This window comes from Pseudomonas sp. IT-P176, assembly GCF_949767245.1.
Taxonomy (GTDB): Bacteria; Pseudomonadota; Gammaproteobacteria; order Pseudomonadales; family Pseudomonadaceae; genus Aquipseudomonas.
Map to the genome: position 1 here is coordinate 42,540 of NZ_CATKPN010000031.1, position 17,253 is coordinate 59,792.

Genomic DNA, 17,253 nt, shown 5'->3' on the forward strand with positions numbered 1-17,253 from the left:
TATAGCGCAACAACCCGGGGACGGGTAATGCGCAAAGCCCGCGGCAGCAAGATTCACGCGATCAATGACGCCGGTGCTGATATTTGCCTGATTCACCATAACTGCTAGTGTCCCAGAAGCTCCGCTCAGGCGGCCCGGATTGGCTCAGGTATAGAGGACAATAATAATGCAAGCTGATTTCTGGAATGATAAACGCCCGGCCGGCGTACCCATCGATATCGACCTGGGTGCCTACAAGTCGGTGATCGAGGTGTTCGAACGTTCCTGCAAGAAATTCGCTGATCGTCCCGCGTTCAGCAACATGGGCGTGACCCTGACCTACGCTGACCTCGAACGCTACAGCGCAGCGTTCGCCGGCTTCCTGCAAAGCCAGACTGACCTGGTGCCCGGCGATCGCATCGCGGTGCAGATGCCCAACGTCCTGCATTACCCGATTGCCGTGTTTGGTGCCATGCGCGCCGGCCTGATCGTGGTCAACACCAACCCGCTGTACACCGCGCGCGAGATGCGCCACCAGTTCAAGGACTCCGGTGCCCGGGCGCTGGTGTACCTGAACATGTTCGGGCAGAAAGTCCAGGAAGTGCTGCCCGACACCGAGATCCAGTACCTGATCGAAGCGAAGATGGGTGACCTGATGCCTACCGCCAAGGGCTGGCTGGTCAATACCCTGGTGGACAAGGTCAAGAAGATGGTCCCGGCTTACAATCTGCCCCAGGCGATCTCCTTCAAAAGTGCATTGCGCATGGGCCGTGGGCAGAGCATCAAGCCGCTTCAGATCGGTCTCGATGACGTCGCCGTGCTGCAATACACCGGCGGCACCACGGGCCTGGCCAAGGGCGCGATGCTGACCCACGGCAACCTGGTCGCCAACATGCAGCAGGCCCGTGCCTGCCTGGGCCAGTTCGGTTGTGACGGACAACCGCTGTTGCGCGAAGGCCAGGAAGTGATGATCGCGCCGCTGCCGCTGTACCACATCTATGCCTTCACGGCGAACTGCATGTGCATGATGGTGACTGGCAACCATAACGTGCTGATCACCAACCCTCGGGACATCGCCGGCTTTATCAAGGAACTGAAGAACTGGCGCTTCTCGGCCTTGCTTGGGCTCAACACCCTCTTCGTCGCGTTGATGGATCACCCGGACTTCAAGACCCTGGATTTCTCCAGCCTGAAGCTGACCAACTCCGGCGGCACGGCACTGGTCAAGGCCACTGCCGAGCGCTGGGAAAAGCTCACCGGTTGCCGGATTACCGAAGGCTACGGCCTGACCGAGACGTCGCCGGTGGCCTGCACCAACCCCTATGGCGACCTGTCGCGCATCGGCACCGTGGGCATGCCGGTACCGGGCACCACGCTGAAGGTGATCAACGACGATGGTGTCGAGCAAGCCATGGGCGAGCGCGGCGAGTTGTGCATCAAGGGCCCGCAGATCATGAAGGGCTACTGGCAGAAACCCGAGGCCACCGAGGAGGTGCTGGATGCCGAGGGTTGGTTCAAGTCGGGTGACATTGCGGTGATCGATCCGGATGGTTTTGTGCGCATCGTCGATCGCAAGAAAGACATGATCATCGTCTCGGGTTTCAACGTGTACCCCAACGAGATCGAAGACGTGGTCATGGCCCACCCCAACGTTGCCAATTGCGCGGTAATCGGTGTGCCGGACGAGCGTTCCGGGGAAGCGGTGAAGCTGTTCGTGGTGGCGCGTGAAGCCGGGGTCAGCCTGGAAGAACTCAAGGCCTACTGCAAAGAGAACTTCACCGCCTACAAGGTGCCCAAGCACATCGTGCTGCGAGATTCGTTGCCGATGACCCCCGTGGGCAAGATCCTGCGGCGGGAGTTGCGCGATATCGCGTAATGAATTGTTAGCGATGCAGCAGCAAGAAGGGGCGCTCGAGTTGGAGCGCCCCTTTTTTTGTCCCAGTAAAAGCGCGCGGAGCCCTGTAGAACGGGGCTTTCACGGCATATAGAATTTTTACTCTAAAAATGACCATTGATTTGTCTTGAGTCATTATCGTGACCGTAGAGCCTTCGTTTGGCTCTAGTAGGCCCTTGGCAAAGCTGCTACTCTCGGCGCGCTTTGTGACTTCTCGGCCTTGAGTAAAAGCCAGATTCACCAAAAAACACACACCAATAATAATCGCATCAAATGCGGTGAAGAATTCGCGTTGCTGAGGAGTGGGCTTCCATGATCGAAGACTTTTGGAAGGATAAGTACCCAGCTGGGATTGCTGCCGACATCAATCCAGACGAGTATCCGAATATTCAGGCAGTGTTGAAGCAATCCTGCCAACGCTTCGCCAACAAACCGGCTTTTAGCAACCTCGGCAAGACACTCACCTACGGTGAGCTGTACGAACTGTCCGGGGCATTTGCCGCTTATCTGCAACAGCATACCGATTTGCAGCCCGGTGATCGAATCGCCGTACAGTTGCCTAACCTGTTGCAATACCCGATCGCCGTGTTTGGTGCCATCCGCGCCGGCTTGATCGTGGTCAACACCAACCCGCTGTACACCGCGCGGGAAATGGAACACCAGTTCAACGATTCCGGGGCCAAGGCCCTGGTCTGCCTGGCGAACATGGCGCACCTGGCCGAGGCCGTGGTACCCAAGACCGGCGTCAAGCATGTGATCGTCACCGAAGTGGCGGACCTGCTGCCGCCACTCAAGCGCCTGTTGATCAACAGCGTGATCAAGTACGTGAAGAAGATGGTGCCGGCGTTCAACCTGCCCAAGGCCATCAAGTTCAATGACGTGCTGAGCAAAGGCCAGGGGCAACCCGTGACCGAGGCCAACCCGGCCAGCAGCGACGTCGCCGTACTGCAATACACCGGCGGCACCACCGGCGTGGCCAAGGGCGCAATGCTGACCCACCGCAACCTGGTGGCGAACATGTTGCAGTGCAAGGCGCTGATGGGCTCGAACCTGCACGAAGGCTGCGAGATCCTGATTACCCCGCTGCCGCTGTACCACATCTATGCCTTCACCTTTCATTGCATGGCAATGATGCTGATCGGCAACCACAACATCCTGATCAGCAACCCGCGCGACCTGCCGGCGATGGTCAAGGAACTGTCGAAGTGGAAGTTCAGCGGGTTTGTCGGCTTGAACACTTTGTTTGTCGCGCTGTGCAACAACGAAGCCTTCCGCAAGCTGGACTTCTCGGCGCTCAAGGTCACCCTGTCCGGTGGCATGGCCTTGCAACTGGCCGCCGCCGAACGCTGGAAAGAAGTCACCGGCTGCCCGATCTGCGAAGGCTACGGCATGACCGAGACCAGCCCGGTGGCCACGGTCAACCCGATCCAGAACATCCAGATCGGCACCATCGGGATTCCGGTTCCTTCGACGTTGTGCAAGGTCATCAACGACGAGGGCGTCGAGCAGCCGCTGGGCGAAATCGGCGAACTTTGCGTGAAGGGGCCGCAGGTGATGAAGGGCTACTGGCAGCGCCAGGACGCCACCGATGAAATGCTCGACAGCGAAGGCTGGTTGAAGACCGGTGACATCGCGCTGATCCAGCCGGATGGCTACATGCGCATTGTCGATCGCAAGAAAGACATGATTCTGGTCTCCGGTTTCAACGTCTACCCCAACGAACTGGAAGACGTACTGGCGACTCTGCCAGGCGTCCTGCAGTGCGCAGCCATCGGCGTGCCGGACGACAAGTCGGGCGAGGCGATCAAGATTTTCATCGTTGCCAAACCTGGCGTGACCCTGACCAAGGAACAGGTGATGACGCACATGCGTGCCAACGTCACGGGTTACAAGGTGCCCAAGGCTGTCGAGTTCCGCGATGCGCTGCCGACCACCAACGTCGGCAAGATCCTGCGTCGCGAACTGCGGGACGAAGAGCTGAAGAAGCTCGGTTTGAAGAAGGTCAGCGCCTGACCCATAAAAAACCCCGCCGATGCGGGGTTTTTTGTGGGTGGAACGTTACTGCTGGAACTGCGCGAAATTCACATTGGTGCCGGCCGGACGCATGTCCTGCAGGTACGAGTCCTTGTCGGCACTCAGCTCCAGGCTCAGGGCAGCCTTGCGCTTGCCTTCGTTGCGCACTACCAGGCCTTCGAGTTTTTCCCGCAGGAACACGGTTGGCACTTTCAAGTGCAGCAACTGGTCGGTGTCCGGGGTGTGCATCAGCAGGTGAATCCACTCGTACTGACCCACGGCCAGGCGGGCCACCGGGATATCGAACCACCAGATGTTGCGGTTGCGGTTCAGTTCAGTGAAGTGGCAGTTGTTGACGCCAAGCACGGCACCACCCAGTTCCTGGTTTCTGCGGGCAATGGCCTGCTTTTTATCGAGTTTCATAACGTTCCTACGGGATTGGACGTTCAGCGCCAAGGCCTGAATACGTTGCGCATTCTCCCGGCAAAGCCCACAAACATAAAGCCCAACCTGCATCTGGCGATGAAATGACGCAGTGAAAATAAATGAAACTCCGCCTGACGCCCGCCGGTCAACCTCTACGTAACGACACTGACCTTTGAATGTTCACAGGAGCAAGACCATGAGCAGCACTGGCGATAAAGCGAAAGGTTTGGCCAACGAAGCGATCGGCAACATCAAGCAGGGTGTCGGTAAAGCCACCGATAATCCCAAGCTGCAGACCGAAGGCAAGATCCAGGAAAAGAAAGGTGAGGCCCAGCAAGCGCTCGGCGACGCCAAGGACGCAGTCAAGAAAACAGTCGACAAGGCCTGATAGCCGCAAGGCAGGGCGACGGCCATCCGCGGGTGGCCGTTTTTTTGTCGACTATGGTTAAGCAACGCGTGGAAATTGTTTCAAGGTCGCCAAACAGGTTACCTTGTTGTAGAAAACGGCCCCTGAGTCGCCCCCGACTACAACCTGATTGCGGCGAAAGGAGACGCTATGATTTTCCCGGATTTGAAAGGCTTGCCCCTGCATCGCGTGATGATGCGCACGGTCACCGAGTTCGTCGACGACGAAATGTCGACCTATGCCTCGGCGCTGGCCTATCAGATGCTGTTCTCGCTGTTTCCTTTCATCCTGTTCCTGATCGCCCTGATCGGGTTCCTGCACTTGCCGGACTTCTTCTCCTGGCTGCGCCTGCAATCGGAATTGGTGTTGCCGCCCCAGGCCCTGGAGCAAGTGAACCCGGTGATTGACCAGTTGCAGCAATCCAAAGGCGGGTTGCTCTCGGTGGGTATCGTCATCGCCCTGTGGACCGCCTCGGCCGGTGTGCGGCTGATGATGAGCGCGATGAATGCCGCCTACGACGTGGTCGAAGGACGGCCGATCTGGAAGCGCTTCCCGCTGTCGATTTTCTACACCGTCGGTATCGCCGGCATGCTGCTGGTGGCCGCGGCCTTGATGGTGCTTGGCCCGCAGGTGATGGAATGGATCGCATCGCAGATTGGCATGCAGGAATTCATCGTCACGGTCTGGACCATTCTGCGCTGGCCGGTGATCGTGATTCTGCTGATGATCGCGGTGGCCTTGATCTACTACGTGATGCCCGACGTAAAGCAGGAGTTCCGCTTCATCACCCCAGGTTCGGTGCTGGCGGTGGTGGTGTGGATCATCGCTTCCCTGGGCTTTGGTTTCTACGTGAAAACCTTCGCCAACTACAACGCCATGTATGGCAGTATCGGCGCGATCATCGTGCTGTTGCTGTACTTCTATATCTCCGCTGCAGTGCTGTTGCTGGGGGCGGAGATGAATGCTGTGATCGAACACATGTCGAGCGAAGGCAAGGACCCTGGCGAAAAGGTCCCGGGCGAGCACGACCATGCACATAAACACCACGTTTCGGGACTGGGACGGGACCACTCGCTCAAACCGACCACTGACGAAGCCTGACCATGATCCGTGAAATTCTCAAAATGGGCGATCCGCGCCTGCTGCGTATTGCCCCGCCGGTTCCGGCGCAGATGTTCGACAGCCCTGAGTTGTGGCAGTTGATCGACGACATGTTCCAGACCATGGAAAGCGTCGGCGGGGTCGGCCTGGCCGCGCCGCAGATTGGCGTCGACCTGCAACTGGTGATCTTCGGCTTTGAACACAGCGAGCGATACCCCGACGCGGAAGCCGTGCCGCAGACCATCCTGATCAACCCGCTGATCACCCCGCTGGAGCCCACCCTGGAGGAGGGCTTCGAAGGTTGCCTGTCAGTGCCCGGGTTACGGGGTGCGGTGCAGCGCTACCAGCACATTCGTTATGAGGGCGTCGATCCCAAGGGCGAGCCGATCGTGCGTATGGCCTCGGGGTTTCATGCCCGCGTGGTGCAACACGAATGTGATCACCTGATCGGCCGTCTGTACCCGTCGCGGATCAGCGACTTTGCCAAGTTCGGCTTTACCGAGGTGATGTTCCCCGAACTCGACCCAGCGGCGGACGACTGATCACGATCAGCTACGCCCCATGGCAATCATCGGCTTGCTGCGGCTGTAGCGCAGCAGGCGCTCGGCCAACGCATAGGGCAGTTGCGGGCCGGCGCTGAAGCCGTTGCCCTGATAGAACTCACGCAGGTCCGGGTGGCACAACAGCCACACCGGCTGGGTGACCGTTGCCAGCGCCTCGGCCATCAAGGCCGCAGCCACGCCCTGGCCGCGACAGGCCGGAGCAACCAGCAGGCCCGTCAGCCATAACCCTTCGGCCATGGGTCGCAGACACAGGCCGGCGACTATCTCATCACGTTTACCGACCCACAATTGTGCATCCCGTACCGCTTTCATCGATGACTGATGACGGCGGTAGAACTTGTTCATCAAGGGCCACAGCGCGTCATCTAGCTGTGTGTACTGGGTGTGGGGCATGAAAGAGGCCATCGGTGCGCAAAGCCGTGGATTATAAAAGAACGGGCGCTCTGCGATAGGTGTATACCTGAACTCACATCCTGTATGAGTGGAGTAAGTATCATGGCCAAAGGCATGGATTCAAAAAAAGCCGCGAAGAAAAAACCGGCAAAAAGCGCCGATGAAAAACGCGCAGACAAGAAAGCCAAGAAGGTCGGCATATTCGGCCACTAATCAGACCCGTCTCGACGGAGCCCGGCAAGCGGGCTCCGTGTTCAGTTCCAAGCCAATAACCCCTCGCTGCCGGATTTTCCTGCGCTGATGTACTGACGCCGGGCGGGTGCTGAACCGATTTTGTCCTCGATGGTGGCTTATTAATGGCCTTGCATCCGTGCCGAGCCTGTCTATGCTCAGCACTGATCTTCCTGATAAGGATGTCCGGGCTAGAGCGCTGTCCCCACGGACTCTCCGATTACCCATCATTTATCACCTTATCTGTCCTTGCGCTGGAGGAAGGCGTGTACCTGTTCCATGGAACGTTGTGGTGGATCCGTTGAAAGACCGAAGTACTTTCATCAATCAAAAGACCGCGCTTAGGGTGATATGACCATGTTTAACCTACATCACAAGTCTGACCTGCTCGAAATCCAACGCTTCAGTTGTGCTTTGAGCGAGGCCAACGCCAAGCTGGCGGCGGTCAGTCGCTCGATGGCGATGATCGAGTTCGACCCTGCCGGGGTGATCCTCGATGCCAATGAAAACTTCTGCAAGGCAATGGGTTACTCCCTCGAAGAAATACGCGGCAAGCACCATCGGATCTTTTGCGAGGGCGATTACGCCAAGAGCGAGGAATACCAACGCTTCTGGCGTGAACTGGAGCGTGGCGAACCCAACAGCGGGACGTTCCAGCGCCTGGACAGGCAAGGGCGGGAGGTTTGGCTCGAAGCCAGCTACATGCCGGTGATCGGTGCCGACCGGCAGGTGCACAGCGTGATCAAGGTGGCCACGGACATCACCGCCCGAATCATCAAGGAGCATGAGAACCAGGCACTGGTGAATGCCTTGGGCCGGGCGATGGCGGTGATCGAGTTCTCCCCCGACGGCAAAGTCATCAGCGCTAACGATAACTTCCTGCAGACCATGCATTACTCCGCGGGCGAAGTGATGGGCCAGCACCACAGCCTGTTCTGTCACCGTGCGGAAAGCGAGTCGTCGGCCTACAAGGCATTCTGGGCCTCGCTCAACCGTGGCGAATATCACTCACACCGCTTCGAGCGGGTCGACAAGTTCGGGCGCATCGTGTTTCTGGAAGCCTCCTACAACCCGATCTTCGACGCCAAGGGCCGGCTGTACAAAGTGGTCAAGTTTGCCAGCGACATCACCCAGCAGGTGACCACCCTGCAATCGGCCGCCGAAGCCGCGCATTCGACCTCGGTGCAAAACGACGCCTGTGCCCAGAAGGGCTCGCAGGTGGTGCAGCAGACGGTGCAGATCATCGAGCAGATCTCCCAGGACTTGAACGAGGCTGCGCTGAGCATCGATGCGGTCAGCAAGCAGTCAGACATCATCGGCACCATTGTGCAGACCATTCGCGGCATCGCCGACCAGACCAATCTGCTAGCCCTCAACGCCGCTATCGAAGCTGCGCGGGCCGGGGAGCATGGACGCGGATTTGCCGTGGTGGCCGACGAAGTGCGCAGCCTGGCGGCGCGTACCAGCAAGGCGACCCTGGAAATTGTCGACGTGGTGCGCAAGAACCACGACCTCTCGTTGAGTGCGGTGTCGAGCATGCAATCGAGCTTGAGCCGTACCGGGTTGGGGGTGGAGTTGGCCAACGAGGCTGGCGAGGTAATCCTGGAGATCCAGCAGGGCTCACGGCATGTGGTGGATGCCATCAGCCAGTTCAATGAGACCCTGCAGTTGCACTGACGGGTGAGGGGGCGAAGGCTGCGCAAGTGTTCGCCAGCCTTGTCCGCGCCTCTGGCTTCAGGCTGGGTCGGGCAGTGCCGAGGTTGGCAAACCAAAGGTGCGGTCGAATAGCCAGTTGAAGGCAAAGGTGTAGCAGGGGATGAAGATGATCAGCGCCAGGTCCAGCAGGAAGGCCTGCACCAGGCTGATGTGCATCCACCAGGCAATCAACGGGATCAGGAACACGATCAACGTCAGTTGAAAACCGACGGCGTGGGCGATCCGCCGTTTGACGGTGCGGGTGCGTGATACCTGGCGACTTTCCCAGCGCTCGAACAGCGAGGTATAGATGAAATTCCAGCTCACCGCGATGCTGGTGATGATCACCGCCAGCGGCCCGGTGCTGCCTGGCGAAGTGCCGGACAGCAAGGCCAGGCCGAGGGCGGAGAAGGTCATGCCGATCACCTCGTAGAGTGAAACGTAGACCAGTTTGCGTTTGACGCCTTGCATGGAGTTGCCTCTTTTTCAGTGCTTGATGGCCAGTGGGGCTGGCGCAGGCGGCGAAAGATAGCTTCAATGGAGATGACAGAAAAAGTCAGTAGCTTTCAGTTTTATTGATAGGTTGATCCAGTGAACTTCAACAGCGACAGCATCGAACTGTTTCTCGCCGTGATTGAGCGCGGCTCTTTTTCCGCGGCCGCCCGGGCCTTGGGCAAGGTCCCTTCGGCGGTGAGCATGGGCATTGCCAATCTGGAGGCAGAGCTCGGTTATCCATTGTTCGACCGCAGCCACCGCGAACCCCAACCCACCGCCATGGCCAATTCGCTGGTGCCCCACGCACGGCTGATTGCCGGGCAGCTCAAGCAATTGCAGGTGCACGCGGTGCAGTTGTCGCTGGGGCTGGAAAGCAAGCTGTCGATTGGCGTGGTCGCGGACATCGATCGGCGCCGCTTGCTGGCGGCGATCAAGGTGCTTGCCGAGCGCCATCCGTTGCTCGACGTCGAAGTGCTGACGGCGCCGCAGGATGACGTGCTGGCGATGCTGCACAGCGGGCGTGTCAGCCTGTGCCTGGCGTTTGCCGGGTTGAGCATGAATGTGCTGGAGCGCTTTCAATTTGTCGGCAGCGAACGCATGATCGCCACGCTGGCGGCGGACAGTCCGTTGCTGCAGGGACAGGATCTGTTTCTCGAGGACCTGGTGCACGTGCGGCAGATTTTCGTCGCCAGCCGCGATCTGCCGATCAGCGAGACCCGGCCGCTGGTGGCCGAATCCTGCTGGCGCACCGACAACCTGGAAACTGCACTGGAGATGGTCGAGGCGGGGTTGGGCTGGGGCAATTTCCCGCTGTCGGTGGTGCAGGCACGCCTGGATTCAGGGCGCTTGAAACGGCTGAACTTCCGCAATATCGAAAACGGCCTGGTGCTGCCGGTGCATGCGGTATGGCTCAAGAGCCAGCCGCTGCAAAAGGGCGCATTGGCCCTGGTCGATCTGCTCGGCCAGACGGTGTAGGCGCCAGTCTCAGCTGCTTTCGCGAATCTTCAGCTCAAACCCCATGTCTTCCACCGGCCGCGCCACCTTGTTGCCCGCCATCAACGTCAGCATCTGTTCCGCCGCGCGCCGGCCAATGGCTTCGCGGGGGGTATAGATGCTACTCAGGCGCGGCACCATGTGCTCGGACATCGGCAAGTCGTTGAAACCGAGAATCGCCACCTGCTGGGGAATCTGGATGCCATGGCGCAGGGCCTCAAGCAATGCGCCCTGGGCCAGGTCGTCGTTGCCGAAAAAGATCCCGTCGACATCCGGCTGGGCCGCCAGCAGTTGCAGGAACAACTCGCCGCCCAGGCCCACGGATGACGCGCGCGGGGTGAGCACTTCCAGGTCCGGGTCGTAGCGACCGGCCTTCTGCAAGGCCCGGCGGAACCCTTCACCGCGCAGCAAGGTGCGCTGATCCAGCTGCGCGCCGATGTACGCCAGGCGCTTGCGGCCGCGGGACAACAAGTGCTCGGCCGCCGTTTCGCCGGCGCTGAGTTGGGAAAAACCGACGCAGTTCACCCCGGCAGCGTGGTCCAGTTCCATCATGTACACGCAGGGGATGTTGCTGGCCTCGATCATCCGTCGCGAACTTTCGGTGCGATCAAAACCGGTCAGCAGCAAACCGCGTGGCTGATAGGCCATGTAGTTGCGCAGCAGGTTTTCTTCTTCGTCACGGGAGTAGTGGAAGTTGCCGATCAGCACTTCGAAGCCTTTGGGCCGCAGTACTTGGTGAATGGCTTCCAGGGTTTCGATGAACAGCAGGTTCGACAGCGAGGGCACCAGCACCACCACCGAATGGCTCTGGGCCGAGGCCAGCGCACGCGCGGCCGGGTTGACCACATAATTGAGTTCGAGGGCGGCCTGCTGGACCTTTTCCACCAGTTCGGTGGCCACCGTACTGACCCCACGCAGGGCGCGGGAAGCGGTGATCGGGCTGACCCCCGCCAGGCGAGCAACTTCATTGAGGGTAGGGCGGCCAGTGGTGCGGGGATTTTTATCGTTTTTAGTGGAGGTCATCGGGCGGCTTGCCAAACAAAATTCAAGGCACTAAGGTAGCGCTGTCTCGATGCGGCTGCAAATGAATGAGCGGGGGTTGCCTGATCCCTGCTATTTGGCGTTGAGCAATAACGTGCTGCAACCCATAAAAATGACAAGAAGACGTCGACGATGGCTGCGTTTGCACTAGAGTCTCAATGAGCAAAGGTAGCGCTGTCTTCGCGCTGAGGTGTTACATGAGTCAACCAATCTCCGCCCTGGTCATCATGGGCGTGGCCGGCTGCGGCAAGTCCAGCGTCAGCGAGGCCTTGTGCCAGCTCAGCGGCGCGACCGGCATCGAAGGCGATAGCTTTCACCCTGCGGCCAACATCGAAAAGATGAGCGCCGGTATTCCCCTGAACGACGACGACCGTGCCGGCTGGCTCGACAGCCTGTGCGCCGAATTGCGTCGCGTCGACGCCACGGGCCAGCGCCCGGTGCTGACCTGTTCGGCGCTCAAGCTCAGTTACCGCGAGCGCTTGCGTAGCGCCTTGCCGGGCCTGGGCTTCGTGTTCCTGGAACTGACCCGGGAAGTGGCCGCGGATCGGGTGTCCCATCGTCCGGGCCACTTCATGCCGTCGACCCTGATCGACAGCCAGTTCGCCACGCTCGAGTCCCCGGTCGGCGAAGCGCTGACCCTGGCGCTGGATGCTTCGACCCACAGCGTCGAGCAATTGGCCGCGCAAGCCCACCATTGGTGGCTTGGGCATGGCCTGAAGCTCGCCGTATGAGTTTTGTTTTTAAAGGTAGCGCTGTCCTGATGGCTTTCGAATTACCCGCTTTAATAACAACAACAACCAGGAGTCACCCCTAATGTTCGGTATGTCCCACGACTCGTTCCTGCTGCTTGATGCAGTGGTCACGGTGATCGGCTTGATTGTCCTGATCACCAAGTTCAAGTTCCACCCCTTCATTGCGCTGATCATCGCCGCGGCGTTCCTCGGCCTGACATCGGGCATGCCGATCGGCACCATCATCAAGGCGTTCCAGGACGGCTTTGGCGGGGTACTGGGGTTTGTCGGCATCATCCTGGCGCTGGGGACCATGCTCGGCAAAATGATGGCCGAATCGGGCGGGGCCGACCAGATCGCCCAGACCCTGATCCGCTCGTTCGGTAAAGAGCGGGTGCAGTGGGCGATGATGTTTGCCGCATTCCTGGTGGGCATTCCGCTGTTCTTCGAAATCGGCTTCGTGCTGCTGATCCCGTTGGTGTTCATCGTGGCCCGGCGCACGGGCGTGTCGATCATCAAGATCGGTATCCCGCTGCTGGCTGGCCTGTCGGCGGTGCACGGGCTGGTGCCGCCACACCCGGGGCCGTTGCTGGCCATTGGGGTATTTGGTGCCGACATCGGTAAAACCATTCTGTACGGCCTGATCGTGGCTCTGCCGACGGCGATCATTGCCGGTCCGATCTACGGTACGTTCATTGCCAAGTACATCCCCGGTCACCCTAACCAGGAACTGGTGGATCAACTGGCCCGCGAACCGGATTCGGCCAGCCTGCCAAGCTTCAGCATCACCCTGTTCACCGTGCTGTTGCCGGTGTTCCTGATGCTGCTCAAGACCTTCGCTGACGTCGCGCTGCCGGACGGCAACTTCTTCCGCACCTGGATGGACATGATCGGTCACCCGATCTCGGCGCTGCTGCTGGCATTGCTGCTGTCGCTGTATACCTTCGGCCATCGCCAGGGCATCGACTCCAAACGCATCCTCAAGCTGCTGGATGCCAGCCTCGCACCAACCGCCGCGATCATTCTGATCATCGGTGCCGGTGGTGGCTTCAAGCAGATGCTGGTGACCAGCGGTGTGGGTGATGTGATCGGGCATATGGCCGTAAGCGCACAGATTTCGCCGATCCTGCTGGCGTGGCTGGTGGCGGCAGTGATCCGTATCGCGACCGGTTCGGCGACTGTCGCAACCATTACCGGTGCGGGCATCGTGGTGCCGGTGGTGGGGATGATTCCAGGGGTCAACCGTGAGCTGCTGGTGCTGGCCACCGGTGCCGGCTCGCTGATCCTGTCCCACGTCAACGACGCGGGCTTCTGGCTGGTCAAGCAGTACTTCAACATGACCGTGGCGGAAACCTTCAAGACCTGGACCGCGATGGAAACCATCCTGTCCATCGTCGCGCTGGGCTTTATCCTGCTGTTGTCGTTGTTCGTCTAAGCGTTTCGCAGCCACAAAAAAACCGCAGCGATGCGGTTTTTTTGTGGCTGATCGTCTTACTTAGTGACTAACCCATCCGCGCGGAACATCCCGCGAATCCCCCGCACCGCCTGGCGAATCCGGTCCTGGTTCTCGATCAGGGCGAAGCGCACGTGGTCGTCGCCGTACTCACCAAAACCCACCCCGGGCGATACGCAGACCTTGGCCTCGGCCAGCAGCTTCTTGGCGAATTCCAGCGAACCCAGGTGGGCATAAGCTTCGGGGATCTTCGCCCAGACGTACATCGAAGCTTTCGGGTTCTCGACCATCCAGCCCAGTTCATGCAGGCCCTTGACCAGCACGTTGCGGCGTTGCCGGTATTGCTCGGCGATGTCCTTGACGCACTGCTGGTCGCCTTCCAGTGCCGCGATGGCCGCCACTTGCAGCGGGGTGAAGGTGCCGTAGTCGTGGTAGCTCTTGATCCGCGCCAGGGCGTTGACCAGTTCCGGGTTGCCGACCATGAAGCCGATGCGCCAGCCCGCCATGTTGTAGCTCTTGGACAGGGTGAAGAACTCCACGGCAATGTCCTTGGCGCCTGGTACCTGCATGATCGACGGGGCTTTCCAGCCGTCGTAGACGATGTCGGCGTAGGCCAGGTCGTGCACGACGAGGACGTCGTACTGCTTGGCGAGGGCGATTACCCGCTCGAAGAAATCCAGCTCCACGCACTGCGCGGTAGGGTTGGACGGGAACCCGAGGATCATCATCTTCGGTTTCGGGATCGAACCACGAATGGCCCGCTCCAGCTCTGCGAAGAAGTCCACGCCCGGAATCAGCGGCACCGAACGCACCTGGGCACCGGCAATCACGGCACCGTAGATGTGGATCGGGTAGCTCGGGTTGGGCACCAGTACCGTGTCGCCCTGGTCGAGGGTGGCGAGCATCAGGTGCGCCAGGCCTTCCTTGGAACCGATGGTGACGATGGCTTCGTTTTCCGGGTCGATGTCGACCTCGTAGCGATCCTTGTACCAGCGGGAAATAGCCCGGCGCAGGCGGGGAATGCCTTTGGACGTGGAGTAGCCGTGGGTGTCTTCGCGCTGGGCGACGGTAACCAGTTTGTCGACGATGTGGGGCGGGGTCGGGCCGTCGGGGTTGCCCATGCTCAAGTCGATGATGTCTTCGCCACGACGACGGGCGGCCATCTTCAGCTCGGCAGTGATATTGAATACGTAAGGGGGGAGTCGATCTATGCGCGCAAAGCGGCGCGGCGAACCTTGGTCTGCCATTGTTGCCTCTGATAACGTGAGCGCCCGGAACCGTCCGAGCGACGCCGACCACTGCGGTGGTCTGGGCGCACGATAAGGGCGCCGATGGCCGCTTGTCCAGAGGCATCCAGCAACTTTTTTCCCCGGCACTGACAGCAACAGGATAAAAAAATGGAGTTTTCCAGCGGCTTTTTACTGAGCCTTTCGCTGTGCCTGGATATCGGCGTGGCCAACATTGCAATGATCACCCTGGCCATGCAGCGTGGCTATTTCCAAGGGTTTGCCCTGGGCCTGGGCACCTGTGTCGGCGACCTGGTCTACGCGGTGCTGGCGCTGGCCGGCATGACCGTTCTGCTGCAGTACTCGGCGGTGCGCTGGGTGCTGTGGGTCGGCGGTTCGGTGCTGTTGCTGTACTTCGCGGCGAAGATGATCTACTCGGCGATCCACCACAGCGCCGGCCTGGCGCAGACGGAAGAGGTCAGTGGCGGCTCCCATCGTCGGGAGTTCTTTCGCGGGATTTTCCTGGCGATGTCCTCACCCAGCGCCATTCTCTGGTTCGCCGCGGTGGGCGGGACCCTGATTGCCCGCGCAGGCGGCAGCAGCCTGGCCAGTGCCGGGTTGTTCCTGGCCGGGTTCTTTTGCGCCGGAATTCTCTGGTGCCTGGCCTTATGCCTGGCTGCGACCCAGGGCGGCAAGTTGCTGGGCGATAAACTACTGTGCTATAGCTACCTGGCATCTGCAGCGATCTTCTGCTATTTCGCGGTCTACGTGATCCTATCGGGTTACCAGGAGTTTATCGGTGCGGCTGGCGTGGCAGAACTTCCTGGGCTTTGACTGGGGGAATTCGGTTTCGCTTCTATACTCCCAGCCGAACCCAATTTTCAGTGGCAGGAGGTGATTCGTGGATCAGCCAAAACAGCAGGTAGCGGCGCAGCCGCGCTTCGAAACGGGGCATTTTATGCTGATCGCCGGACTGGGCGGACGATTTGCCGTGGACGCCACCGAGGGCATTCCCAAGCTCTGGGAGCGTTTTATTCCGCACATCGGCAAGGTGCCGGGGCAAACGGGCGACTTGACCTACGGCGTGTGTTGCAACCCGGATGGCAAGGGTGGCTTCGAGTACGTCGCCGGGGTCGAAATCAGCAAGCTTGACGACCTGCCCGAGACCTATCGCTGGGTGGAAATCCAGCCCCAGCAGTATGCAGTGTTCACCCATCAAGGTGGCCTCGACAGTCTGGCGCAAACCTTTGAGTACATTTGGAAAAACTGGCTGCCGGCCTCAGGCCGCGAGGCCGCGGATGCACCCGAGTTCGAGCGCTACAGCGCCGACTTCGACCCGCAAACCGGGCAGGGCGTGCTGGAGATCTGGGTACCCCTCAAAGCCGCTTGAGCCACGCGAGAACGGGGCGCAGGATCGATATGCGCGGCGGATTGAATTATGCTTGCGCCCCCTTTTTTCGCTGACTGGACCCCCGCCATGAACGCTCCCACGACTGTCATTCGCCAGGTCACGCCGGCTGATCTGGACCGCTGTTTCGCCATCGAAACCGAGGCCTACGAGGGCGATGAAGCGGCCACCCGGGAGAAAATCGCCACCCGCGTCGAGACCTGGCCACAGGGTTTTATCGTGGCCGAGGTCGAGGGTGTCGTCGCAGGCTTCATCAATTCCGGCGCCGCCTACCAGGTGGAAATGGCCGACGAAGCCTTCAAGGAAATGATCGGCCATGACCCCGACGGTCCACAGGTGGTGATCATGTCGGTGGTGGTGCACCCGGACTTCCAGGGGCTGGGCCTGGCCAAGCAGTTGATGAGCGCGTTTATCGCGCACATGCGCGAGTTGGGCAAGATCCGCATCAACCTGATGTGCCGCGAGCAGCACGTTGGCCTGTATGCCGGGTTCGGTTTTGCCTACCTCAAGGATTCCGCCTCGGAGCATGGCGGGTTGGCCTGGCACGAGATGGCGCTGGACCTGTAGGGACTGGCGTCCGCATCAGTGATGCACAGCACGTGTGGTTGATTCAGAAGGCCAGGGCCATGCGCCGCTCATAGCCGATCCGGCCTTTGTAGGCGTCCCCGCTGTCGATCCAGCCCTGCTTGAGATAAAGCCCCAGCGCCGCCTCATTGTGGGTATCCACGGACAACTCCAGGCCATTGATCTCGGGCCAGGCCTGCCGCGCAACCTCGGGCAGGGCTTGCAGGCAGGCCTTGCCATAGCCCTGGCCCTGGCAGCGACGGTCGACCTGCAAGGCATGCAGGGTGGCGGTGTCCTGGCTGGCCCAGGCCGGCAGGAAGGGCGGGCGCTTGAGCAGCAGGAAGGCCACGGGGATGTCGTCGGCGACCAGCGCAAAACCGCGGATGGCATCGCCTGCGGCTGCGCTCAGCGAGTGCAGCGCGCCATGGATATCGCCGGCGAATGACTTCTGCAACGGATCGATCTCGATGCACTCCACCTGTTGGCGTTGCAGCGCCGAAAGCTGTTGGTAGGGCACGAGGTGCGTGGCCATTGGCGGGATCCCTGCGGCGAAAAACTGAGGCTCGGATTTTAGCCAGTTTGGCGCACTCGCAATTATTTTTTTTGGCCTGTCGATTTGCCTTTGCACCAGTCGACTAAGA

Annotated in this window: 17 protein-coding genes and 2 pseudogenes; 13 read left to right on the forward strand and 6 right to left on the reverse strand. The window is 60.1% G+C overall.

All coding sequences use genetic code 11. The annotated features are described in order from the left end of the window. The first annotated feature begins 166 nt into the window (after nt 1-166). Nucleotides 167-1,855, forward strand: a complete 1,689-nt coding sequence (fadD2, locus tag ACM6IP_RS04445; RefSeq protein WP_414861038.1) for a long-chain-fatty-acid--CoA ligase FadD2 — start codon at nt 167-169, stop codon at nt 1,853-1,855. A gap of 330 nt (nt 1,856-2,185) precedes the next feature. Continuing rightward, nucleotides 2,186-3,886: a long-chain-fatty-acid--CoA ligase FadD1 gene (fadD1, locus tag ACM6IP_RS04450; protein WP_095169808.1), complete on the forward strand. Its 1,701-nt coding sequence runs from the start codon at nt 2,186-2,188 to the stop codon at nt 3,884-3,886. Nucleotides 3,887-3,931: 45 nt separating this feature from the next. On the opposite strand, the gene ACM6IP_RS04455 is transcribed toward fadD1, so the two are convergent. Further along, on the reverse strand, nt 3,932-4,309 hold the full coding sequence (locus tag ACM6IP_RS04455; RefSeq protein WP_095169807.1) for a hypothetical protein: 378 nt from the start codon (nt 4,307-4,309) through the stop codon (nt 3,932-3,934). 199 nt (nt 4,310-4,508) lie between these two features. Here ACM6IP_RS04455 and ACM6IP_RS04460 point away from each other — a divergent pair, with 199 nt between their 5' ends. The 3 genes from ACM6IP_RS04460 (at nt 4,509) to def (ending at nt 6,361) form a co-directional block, all read left to right on the forward strand. After that, nucleotides 4,509-4,700: a CsbD family protein gene (locus tag ACM6IP_RS04460; protein ID WP_095169806.1), complete on the forward strand. Its 192-nt coding sequence runs from the start codon at nt 4,509-4,511 to the stop codon at nt 4,698-4,700. A 168-nt stretch (nt 4,701-4,868) separates the two neighbouring features. Next, nucleotides 4,869-5,819: a YihY/virulence factor BrkB family protein gene (locus ACM6IP_RS04465; RefSeq protein WP_159997587.1), complete on the forward strand. Its 951-nt coding sequence runs from the start codon at nt 4,869-4,871 to the stop codon at nt 5,817-5,819. A 2-nt stretch (nt 5,820-5,821) separates the two neighbouring features. Beyond that, nucleotides 5,822-6,361 (forward strand): peptide deformylase, encoded by a 540-nt coding sequence (gene def / locus ACM6IP_RS04470; RefSeq protein ID WP_095169804.1) that lies wholly within the window; start codon nt 5,822-5,824, stop codon nt 6,359-6,361. A 6-nt stretch (nt 6,362-6,367) separates the two neighbouring features. Here def and ACM6IP_RS04475 read toward each other — a convergent pair whose 3' ends face one another. After that, a complete protein-coding gene (locus tag ACM6IP_RS04475; protein ID WP_401129529.1) occupies nt 6,368-6,775 on the reverse strand; it encodes a GNAT family N-acetyltransferase in 408 nt (135 codons plus the stop codon). Between the two features lie 693 nt (nt 6,776-7,468). Between ACM6IP_RS04475 and ACM6IP_RS04480 the strand changes: the two are divergent. Both ACM6IP_RS04480 and ACM6IP_RS04485 read left to right on the forward strand, forming a co-directional pair. After that, nucleotides 7,469-8,140, forward strand: a pseudogene (locus ACM6IP_RS04480) (PAS domain-containing protein); the annotation flags it as partial. Between the two features lie 111 nt (nt 8,141-8,251). Beyond that, nucleotides 8,252-8,683 (forward strand): annotated as a pseudogene (locus ACM6IP_RS04485) (methyl-accepting chemotaxis protein); the annotation flags it as partial. Nucleotides 8,684-8,740: 57 nt separating this feature from the next. Here ACM6IP_RS04485 and ACM6IP_RS04490 read toward each other — a convergent pair. Next, on the reverse strand, nt 8,741-9,172 hold the full coding sequence (locus ACM6IP_RS04490) for a PACE efflux transporter (protein WP_159997581.1): 432 nt from the start codon (nt 9,170-9,172) through the stop codon (nt 8,741-8,743). Between the two features lie 120 nt (nt 9,173-9,292). On the opposite strand from ACM6IP_RS04490, the gene ACM6IP_RS04495 reads away from it, so the two are divergent. Beyond that, nucleotides 9,293-10,171 (forward strand): LysR family transcriptional regulator, encoded by an 879-nt coding sequence (locus tag ACM6IP_RS04495; protein WP_159997579.1) that lies wholly within the window; start codon nt 9,293-9,295, stop codon nt 10,169-10,171. Between the two features lie 9 nt (nt 10,172-10,180). Here the strand turns inward: ACM6IP_RS04495 and ACM6IP_RS04500 are convergent, their stop codons facing one another. Then, complete coding sequence (locus tag ACM6IP_RS04500) at nt 10,181-11,212, reverse strand: LacI family DNA-binding transcriptional regulator (protein WP_095169801.1); 1,032 nt, start codon at nt 11,210-11,212, stop codon at nt 10,181-10,183. A 215-nt stretch (nt 11,213-11,427) separates the two neighbouring features. Between ACM6IP_RS04500 and ACM6IP_RS04505 the strand changes: the two genes are divergently transcribed. Then, the gene (locus ACM6IP_RS04505; RefSeq protein WP_095169800.1) at nt 11,428-11,961 is read left to right on the forward strand and encodes a gluconokinase; all 534 of its coding nucleotides are present in this window, start codon (nt 11,428-11,430) and stop codon (nt 11,959-11,961) included. An 82-nt stretch (nt 11,962-12,043) separates the two neighbouring features. Further along, the gene (locus ACM6IP_RS04510) at nt 12,044-13,396 is read left to right on the forward strand and encodes a GntP family permease (RefSeq protein WP_095169799.1); all 1,353 of its coding nucleotides are present in this window, start codon (nt 12,044-12,046) and stop codon (nt 13,394-13,396) included. A 56-nt stretch (nt 13,397-13,452) separates the two neighbouring features. Here ACM6IP_RS04510 and alaC read toward each other — a convergent pair whose 3' ends face one another. Continuing rightward, on the reverse strand, nt 13,453-14,661 hold the full coding sequence (gene alaC / locus ACM6IP_RS04515) for an alanine transaminase (RefSeq protein WP_095169798.1): 1,209 nt from the start codon (nt 14,659-14,661) through the stop codon (nt 13,453-13,455). Between the two features lie 150 nt (nt 14,662-14,811). Between alaC and ACM6IP_RS04520 the strand changes: the two genes are divergently transcribed. The 3 genes from ACM6IP_RS04520 (at nt 14,812) to ACM6IP_RS04530 (ending at nt 16,615) form a co-directional block, all read left to right on the forward strand. Then, on the forward strand, nt 14,812-15,474 hold the full coding sequence (locus tag ACM6IP_RS04520) for a LysE family translocator (protein WP_414861039.1): 663 nt from the start codon (nt 14,812-14,814) through the stop codon (nt 15,472-15,474). A 67-nt stretch (nt 15,475-15,541) separates the two neighbouring features. Then, the gene (locus ACM6IP_RS04525; RefSeq protein WP_414861040.1) at nt 15,542-16,030 is read left to right on the forward strand and encodes a GyrI-like domain-containing protein; all 489 of its coding nucleotides are present in this window, start codon (nt 15,542-15,544) and stop codon (nt 16,028-16,030) included. A gap of 87 nt (nt 16,031-16,117) precedes the next feature. Beyond that, the gene (locus ACM6IP_RS04530; protein WP_414861041.1) at nt 16,118-16,615 is read left to right on the forward strand and encodes a GNAT family N-acetyltransferase; all 498 of its coding nucleotides are present in this window, start codon (nt 16,118-16,120) and stop codon (nt 16,613-16,615) included. A gap of 43 nt (nt 16,616-16,658) precedes the next feature. On the opposite strand, the gene ACM6IP_RS04535 is transcribed toward ACM6IP_RS04530, so the two are convergent. Continuing rightward, on the reverse strand, nt 16,659-17,144 hold the full coding sequence (locus tag ACM6IP_RS04535; protein WP_095169794.1) for a GNAT family N-acetyltransferase: 486 nt from the start codon (nt 17,142-17,144) through the stop codon (nt 16,659-16,661). Between the last annotated feature and the right edge of the window lie 109 nt (nt 17,145-17,253).